This window comes from Pseudoalteromonas sp. TAE56, from assembly GCF_000497955.1.
Taxonomy (GTDB): Bacteria; Pseudomonadota; Gammaproteobacteria; order Enterobacterales; family Alteromonadaceae; genus Pseudoalteromonas.
In genome coordinates, this window is record NZ_AUTN01000060.1 from 65,259 (window position 1) to 72,795 (window position 7,537).

A 7,537-nucleotide genomic window follows, 5' to 3' on the forward strand; every position below is an offset into this window, starting at 1 on the left:
AAAGGCCAGCGAATATGCTGGTAAAAAAAGAAGTTAGAATGACGAAAAAATTGCTGCCACTATCTGTTTCAAAGCTCGCACCGAGTATTTCTACTAATCACGTAAACACGTGTATGAGCAATCCATATCCAGAGCAACTTACGTTTATAGGGCAACAACGTGCCCAAAGTGCTTTAGACTTTTCATTAGGGATGGAACTGCCGGGTTACAACGTTTATGTAATGGGCGAGGCCGCTCACGGGCGCTTTACGCTTGTTAAAGACAAACTTAAACAACACGCAAAAGACCGCTCAACGCCAAACGAATGGTTATACGTAAATAATTACGATGACCACAGAGAACCTATTGCGCTGTTTATGCAACCGGGCCAAAGTAAGCAACTTAGTGACGATATAGATTCATTTTTAGATGAAGTACTCGACACCTTTCCTGCGGCATTTGATAACCCAGCGTATCAGCGTAAGAAAAAATCAATCGATCGTGAGTTTAACGATGCCTACGATAGTGCTATTACCGCAGTAGAAATTGCCGCACTTGAACAAAGCGTTGCGTTAGTCGAAGAAAAAAATTCTGTAGGGTTTGCACCACTTGTTGATGGTAAACAGTTAAGCGACAGTGAATTTGGCGAACTTGAAGAAACGTTGCGTGAAGAGTTTTTTGAAAAAATAGAAAAGCTAGAAGATGCACTAATAGAAGCGTTAATAGAGCTACCACGTTGGAAACGCGAATCAAAAGAAAAACAACGCAATCTTAAAAAGTCGACTGCAGAGCAAGCCACTAAGCCACTTTTAAAAGACTTAGAACATAAATACGCAACTCACATTGGCGTACTGCGTTATTTAAAAGATATACGCGTTGAAATTATAGACGCGGTACTTGAGTGGCTCGATGACGAAGATGAAAGTGAAGAAAGCAAAGAAGACTTTGATCGCAAGGGCATGCTTACCGACTTTTTTGCACCTAACATTTTAGTTGAGTTTAAAGAGGACGACGCCGCACCGGTTGTGTACGAGCCTAACCCAACATTTGGCAATATATTTGGCAAAATTGAGTACTCAACTTCGCAAGGCTCTTTAATTACCTGTTATCGCTCAATTCAGGCCGGTGCATTGCACCGTGCTAATGGCGGTTATTTAATTATGGACGCTGAAAAAATCATGGCAAACCCACAAGTGTGGGATGGTTTAAAACTTGCGTTAAAAACACATCAAATTAAAAACGATTTACCGTATCAAGACAGCACAGTAGGGACGAGCTTTACACTTCGCCCGCAGCTTATACCGCTTGACGTTAAAATTATTTTATTAGGTTCGCGTGAGTTGTACTACACCATAGGTGAATACGATGAAGAATTTGCAGAGCTATTTAGAGTCTTGGCCGACTTTGATTACTACTTGCCAAGTAGCGATAAATTGCAATATCAGTTTATTACTAAAGTAACCGAGTATTGCGAGCAAACATTAAAATGCACTGCAACTCAGGCTGCTATGGTGCGTTTACTTAAATTTAGTTACCGCCAAGCTGAGCATCAAAATAAATTATCAGCGCGTTTTGCTGATGTGCTTGAACTTATTGCAGAAGCCAGTTACTACGCAAAGCAAGATAAATTAGCCGTTATTGACGCGCACCATATTGACGAAGCCATTGAAGGCAAGCAGTACCGTACCGGCCAAATTAGCGAAAATATGCTCAGTGATATAAAAGAAGGCCACACACTTATTGCTACTAGCGGTCAAGCCATTGGCAAAGTGAATGGCCTAACGGTACTGCACATTGGCGATACCTCGTTTGGTACACCTGCACGTATTACCGCAACGGTTTATGCGGGCGCCGATGGCGTAATAGATGTTGAACGCGAAGCTGAGCTTGGTAAAGCAATTCACTCAAAAGGTGTTATGTTGCTTACCGGTTATTTAGGTAATAAATATGCGCAGCACTTTAGCTTAACGCTTAGCGCTAATATTGCTATTGAGCAAAGCTATGGCTACATAGATGGTGATAGCGCATCTTTAGCAGAGTTGTGTGCGCTTATTTCGTCTATTACAAGCCTACCTATTAGCCAATCAATTGCGCTTACAGGCTCTATTAACCAACATGGTGATGTACAAGCCATTGGCGGCGTAAACGAAAAAATAGAAGGCTTTTTTAAACTGTGTAAAATGCGTGGTTTAACAGGTTCGCAAGGCGTTATCATTCCTAAATCAAACCAAGTTAACTTAGTGCTTGATGATGAAATACTTGATGCGGTTGATGCGGGTAAATTTAATATTTACGCAGTTGAAACCGTAGACCAAGCGCTTAACTTATTAATGGATATAGAAGCTGGCGATATTATTGATGACCAGTATCCAGAAAACTCAGTAAACGGTATTGCGCTTGCTCGTCTTAAAGAGATTGCCGACATAGTGAATGGCGATGATGACGACGAAAAAGACGAAGAGCCAGATAATGAAAAGCTAGACAACGAAAAAGGTTAATGATGATTAATATAATTTTGGCGGTAGTTATCGCCATTTTTTGTTTTTTAATATTTCAAAATAGTAAAAAAGCAAAACAACAGGCAGGCATAAATGCACAAATAGGTGCAGACTATTTAGCCGCTAACGCAAAGGTAGAGGGTGTAGTCGAAACCACATCAGGCTTACAGTACAAAATAGTGCATAAAGGTGAGAGTGAGAACACACCGAGCCCAACAAGTATGGTTAACGTGCATTACCACGGCACACTAATCGACGGTACTGTGTTTGACAGCTCAGTAGAGCGTAAAACACCGATTAGCTTTGGTTTACACCAAGTTATTAAAGGCTGGACTGAGGGTTTACAACTTATGAGCCCGGGCGATAAATACACGTTATATGTACCGCACCAATTAGCGTACGGCGAAAAGCGTGTAGGGAGTATTCCTCCTGCCTCAGTACTTATTTTTGAAGTAGAGTTACTGGCAATTGAGTCTGAGTGATTAAATTAAATAACAAGGAAGTAAGTTATGAATAAAGACGAATTACTTAAAATAGCCAAGGGTGATATTAACTTTACCTTTCAATCTATTATTTATGCATTAGCGCTGTGCTTACTCGTTGCAGCTGTTTTTTTACTAGAGATGAGCGTTAACCTACAAATGGGTTTAATGGTTTGTATTATTGGTGTGTTTGGCATGACTATTTATAATAATTTAAATACCCGCCTAAATGCGGCACTTGCACTTATTGCGCTCTCACAAGGTAACCAAAGCACTAAGTAAGCAACGAGTTAGTTTAATAAATTGGTATAAGCCCTACTTTAATAAAGTGGGGCTTTTTGCTTTTAGCTAACAATAAAATTTACTCAAGGATTTTAATACGAGGTCGATACCTATAAAAAGGTAAACTATTTTAGGGACAAAATAATGAAGGTTTCAGCGGCTCCCATTCCATACCAAGTACACAGCTCAAATACTCAACCTTTAGCGCAATCAGATAAACTAGCTGTTGAAAAAGCGAGTGAAGAAAAGAGCGAGGAAGAAAATGAGGAAGAGCCAAAATATGTGTTATCAAAGTTTCTAGATACCAAAGCGCAAGAATATAGTGAAGATAACGCTACGTTTAGCAATCAATATAAAAACCTTGAAAAAGTATATAAACACTTCACTGGGCGAGTTATTGCGCTGCAAGAACAAATTAACAAACTTAAGCAAAGCCCAGTTCAACGTAGTTTAACCATAGATAGTAGCGCCAATGAGCTAAATAAAAGTGATGCCAATTTAACTTTAGATGCAGAGCACCTAGGTGCAAAAAAATATAAAAACACGCAACAGCAAGATCAAATCGATAGGCTTGAGCTGCAATTAGGTGAGCTAAAGTCAGAGCAAGCAGCAATAAAACAACAAATGGTTGAGCTGGTTATTAGTGAAATGAAAAGGCGAGGCGACGACTATACTATTTAGCGCCAACAACATGCTGGTGGGTTAGCTTTTAAACTCAATTTTACCCACTTCAAGTTTAAACTTACCTTCTTGTTTGCCTGCAATCATAAAGCCTAGCTGTTTTATATCGTCAAGATCAATATTAACCTGCTGCTCAAGCACGCGACCGCGATACGTTAAAGTAAAATCACTCGGAGCAAATTTTATATCTACCCATTCATTTTTTACTGTTTTAAATGAGTGGGTGTACGCTGCGCCATCAAGGTAATTGGTAGTTCTGAGCCTAAGCTGATAGGTTTGTCCATCGCCTTTAACACGCAGCGCTATAGCTTTAGTATTTTGGCTTTGTGTATTTAGCTCTGTACGTATTGATGCAAAACCACCGTTGTTTTCAAGCGATATATTCCCTTCAAATATTAAACTTTTAGCAGTTTGGTTTACTTGGCTATTTGATACCCCACCCATTACTGAGTCGTTAACAACGTACCAGCGCTGGTTTGCATTCGCTTGTGCACTTACAACAAATAAATTAAATACAAAAAGTGATGATAGTTGTTTGGTGATCATGGCTTACTCCTAAATACTTTAAGCTTATCAATACGGATAAACATATTATTTGTTCACTTATTTAAAGCTAATTATTTTTACTGCTCCATTTTTTCATGATTTTTTCAAACATAATTTCTTTATCAGTTTTATCCTCAGGACAGGGTTTACCGCTACCTTGAGGCATGCCATTACTACCAAATACGGTTGAAGTATCAATTAAATAGCATTTACCGTTAAATTTTTCTAACCGTCGTGTGCCTGTTGTATTTTGGCTAATAACTTCTGAGTTGTCAGATTTTACTGGCGTTTTAATAGTCGGCTTATTGTTTATCTCATCACTTGCAGAGCCATTGTCTTCACCAAAGGAGACCATTTTTTTATGAGTCATATTATTTACAGGTGAGCCAAATAGCGGCGCATATGGATTTAGCTTTTTAAATGTTTGAGAAGCTTTTGTTGGAGGCTCTGAAGGCGCAGCTGACTGGGGTTCAGTAGGTTTAACAGAGTCATTTTTAAGCTCTGTTTGTGCCTTTTGTAAAGTGGTGGTTTTGGCTTTTATTTTTTTAGTCACCTTTACTTTGGTTTTTGTAGAATCTTTTTTTATAGGTGTAGTGTTAGAGGTCACTGCATTTGGTGCATCTGTTTTAGTATTTACAGGTTTTATATCGGGCGCATTGGTTGTTGTAACAACGGGGCTTGGCCTAGGTAGGCTAGCTAAATTAACCGTAACATAGGCCTGTATTATTGCGCTTTCCTTTTCCTTTGGCGGCGCAACTTTAATAGATTGCGAAAACAAAAAGTACAACACAATAGCGTGTATACAAAACGAGATAATCCACGGCCATGCATTCCCTTTATTCACATCAAATCCTCAACATAATAGTGCTGTTATGAGTCAATAAAATACATTTAGTTCACCTAAAGTTAATGTGTTTTACTTTGTGGCTTTATTGCAGATACAACAAAACTATTTTGCAGTTTCTGTTGTTTTTGCAGGTGCTTGGTTACGTTATTATGAGCGCAATCAAACTTAGGAGGCATTATGACATTACTTTTTGAACCAATAGAACTTGCAGGTAAAACATTAAAAAACCGTATTGTTATGCCCCCAATGACCCGCTCGCGTTCAACACAGCCCGGCGATATAGCTAACGACTTAATGGCAACATATTACGCACAGCGCGCAAGTGCCGGGCTAATTGTAAGCGAAGGTACGCAAATTAGTGAGCTTGGTAAAGGTTACGCTTGGACTCCGGGTATTTACTCAAATGAGCAAGTTGCAGGCTGGAGTAAAGTAACAAGCGCAGTACATAGCGCTGGTGGCGTGATGTTTGCTCAGCTTTGGCATGTTGGTCGCGTAACTCACAGTGACAACACCGGTGGCGTGCAGCCTATTTCAGCCTCGGCCATTCCTGCAAAAGACGTAAAAGTATTTGTAGATACAAACGGCACACCGGGTTTTGTAGATACTCAGTTACCACGCGAAATGAGCAAACAAGATATTACGCAAGCCATAGGCGAATTTCGTCAAGCTGCTAAAAATGCAGTTAATGCAGGATTTGATGGCATAGAGCTTCATGCTGCAAATGGTTACCTTATTAACCAATTTTTAGACTCAGAGTCAAATGCTCGCACCGATGAATATGGTGGCAGCGTGCAAAACCGTATACGCTTTTTAATTGAAGTGGTAAATGCTGTTAGCGACGAAATTGGTAGCAGCAAGGTAGGTGTAAGACTTGCCCCGTTAACAACCCTTAATGGCACAGTAGACGAAAACCCTGAGGAAACTTATTTAGCTGTTTCTGAGGCATTAAACAAAGCCGGTGTAGGTTATATGCATATAGCTGAAGCCGATTGGGATGATGCACCTTTAATGAGTGTTGAGTTTAAACACACCATTCGTAAAGCTTACAGCGGTGTATTAATTTACGCAGGCAAGTACACCAAAGAGCGCGCAGACAAAGCACTTAGCGAAGGCTGGGCCGACATGATTGGTTTTGGTCGCCCGTTTGTATCAAACCCAGACTTACCAGCACGCTTAAAGCAAGGCAAGCCTCTTAACAGCCACAACCCCGACACTTTGTTTGGTGGTGCAGAGCAAGGCTATACCGATTATCCAACGGTATAATTGCTAGTAAGTAATAAACATTGAGTAAAAACATGAAGGGCTGCATTTTATGCAGCCCTTTTTTGTGCACTGATTCTATTAGCTTTATCTTGAGCAAAAAATAAAAAACGCGTAAGTTAACCGGGTTACCTATTTTAATAACAAGAAAATAAATGAAAGCCAAAGAGATAGAACAATTAGAATTATCAAATTCTGAAACCCGAGAAGTTATTACACCCTACGCCTTTAAAATTGACAGTGCTTTGCTGGGCTTGCCTTTAGCTACACCAAGTAGGCGTGCATTAGCGATTATTATTGATGTTGCACTGATATTTTTAGCAGCCAAGCTCAGCGCGGCTTTAATAGCATTTGTCGCTGCAATGGCTTTTTATAAAGGTACGGCTCAGCAATACCTTCCAAAAATGTCGAGTGTGTGGCGAAGAATCTTAAAAGTAACGGCAGCAAGTATTTTATTTGTAAGCGCACTTACTGTGCTTTCAATTGGCATAGATTACCTAGAAGACGATAACGCTGATCAAGGTTTGGCTGTTCAGGGCGTAAAAATACAAGATGAAATTCAGCTTACCGCCACAGAAAAACCACACGTAAACAATTATTTAGCGCAAACAGCCGATGAAAGCTGTGATCAACCTTGCCAACAAAACGCGCTTGATAATTTAATAGGGGAAGTTCCCAAATTAGCAGAAATGGACGACCTACAAAACCCACAACTTGCTACCGTACTTTTACAGCTATTAGTACTCAGTGAAAATAACGAAATAAAGCCTGCACAGTTAATAGAAGAAAAACCTGCACAAACAACCACAAATAGTATTTTGCAGTGGAGCAAGGGTATTATTCAAGACTTAGGCTTAGGTTTTGGTTGGGCTGCTGTTTACTTTACGTTGTTCTCCTTACTTTGGCGCGGGCAAACACCGGGTAAAAAGGTTTGTAATATCCGTGTTGTCGCCTTAAACGGC

Annotated in this window: 8 protein-coding genes; 6 read left to right on the forward strand and 2 right to left on the reverse strand. The window is 39.9% G+C overall.

Features of this window, described 5'->3' with window-relative positions:
• Positions 1-38 precede the first annotated feature (38 nt).
• The 4 genes from L656_RS0103550 to L656_RS0103565 all read left to right on the forward strand — a co-directional run bounded on the left by L656_RS0103550 (position 39) and on the right by L656_RS0103565 (position 3,922).
• On the forward strand, positions 39-2,477 hold the full coding sequence (locus L656_RS0103550) for a Lon protease family protein (protein ID WP_024598226.1): 2,439 nt from the start codon (positions 39-41) through the stop codon (positions 2,475-2,477).
• 2 nt (positions 2,478-2,479) lie between these two features.
• Complete coding sequence (locus L656_RS0103555) at positions 2,480-2,959, forward strand: FKBP-type peptidyl-prolyl cis-trans isomerase (protein ID WP_024598227.1); 480 nt, start codon at positions 2,480-2,482, stop codon at positions 2,957-2,959.
• A gap of 27 nt (positions 2,960-2,986) precedes the next feature.
• A complete protein-coding gene (locus tag L656_RS0103560; RefSeq protein WP_024598228.1) occupies positions 2,987-3,241 on the forward strand; it encodes a hypothetical protein in 255 nt (84 codons plus the stop codon).
• A 144-nt stretch (positions 3,242-3,385) separates the two neighbouring features.
• On the forward strand, positions 3,386-3,922 hold the full coding sequence (locus tag L656_RS0103565) for a hypothetical protein (protein ID WP_024598229.1): 537 nt from the start codon (positions 3,386-3,388) through the stop codon (positions 3,920-3,922).
• A 21-nt stretch (positions 3,923-3,943) separates the two neighbouring features.
• Here L656_RS0103565 and L656_RS0103570 read toward each other — a convergent pair whose 3' ends face one another.
• Complete coding sequence (locus L656_RS0103570; RefSeq protein ID WP_024598230.1) at positions 3,944-4,468, reverse strand: CIA30 family protein; 525 nt, start codon at positions 4,466-4,468, stop codon at positions 3,944-3,946.
• 67 nt (positions 4,469-4,535) lie between these two features.
• A complete protein-coding gene (locus L656_RS0103575; protein ID WP_024598231.1) occupies positions 4,536-5,312 on the reverse strand; it encodes a hypothetical protein in 777 nt (258 codons plus the stop codon).
• 180 nt (positions 5,313-5,492) lie between these two features.
• Here L656_RS0103575 and L656_RS0103580 point away from each other — a divergent pair, with 180 nt between their 5' ends.
• Complete coding sequence (locus tag L656_RS0103580; protein WP_024598232.1) at positions 5,493-6,578, forward strand: alkene reductase; 1,086 nt, start codon at positions 5,493-5,495, stop codon at positions 6,576-6,578.
• Positions 6,579-6,730: 152 nt separating this feature from the next.
• The coding region (locus L656_RS0103585) for an RDD family protein (RefSeq protein WP_024598233.1) at positions 6,731-7,537 on the forward strand (807 nt) is incomplete at its 3' end.

Excerpts from the sequence above, each read along its gene's own strand:
- L656_RS0103560 (WP_024598228.1), top strand. The coding sequence starts at position 2,987 with ATGAATAAAGACGAATTACTTAAAATAGCCAAGGGTGATATTAACTTT.
- L656_RS0103570 (WP_024598230.1), bottom strand. The coding sequence starts at position 4,468 with ATGATCACCAAACAACTATCATCACTTTTTGTATTTAATTTATTTGTT.
- L656_RS0103580 (WP_024598232.1), top strand. The coding sequence starts at position 5,493 with ATGACATTACTTTTTGAACCAATAGAACTTGCAGGTAAAACATTAAAA.
- L656_RS0103565 (WP_024598229.1), top strand. The coding sequence starts at position 3,386 with ATGAAGGTTTCAGCGGCTCCCATTCCATACCAAGTACACAGCTCAAAT.
- L656_RS0103555 (WP_024598227.1), top strand. The coding sequence starts at position 2,480 with ATGATTAATATAATTTTGGCGGTAGTTATCGCCATTTTTTGTTTTTTA.
- L656_RS0103550 (WP_024598226.1), top strand. The coding sequence starts at position 39 with ATGACGAAAAAATTGCTGCCACTATCTGTTTCAAAGCTCGCACCGAGT.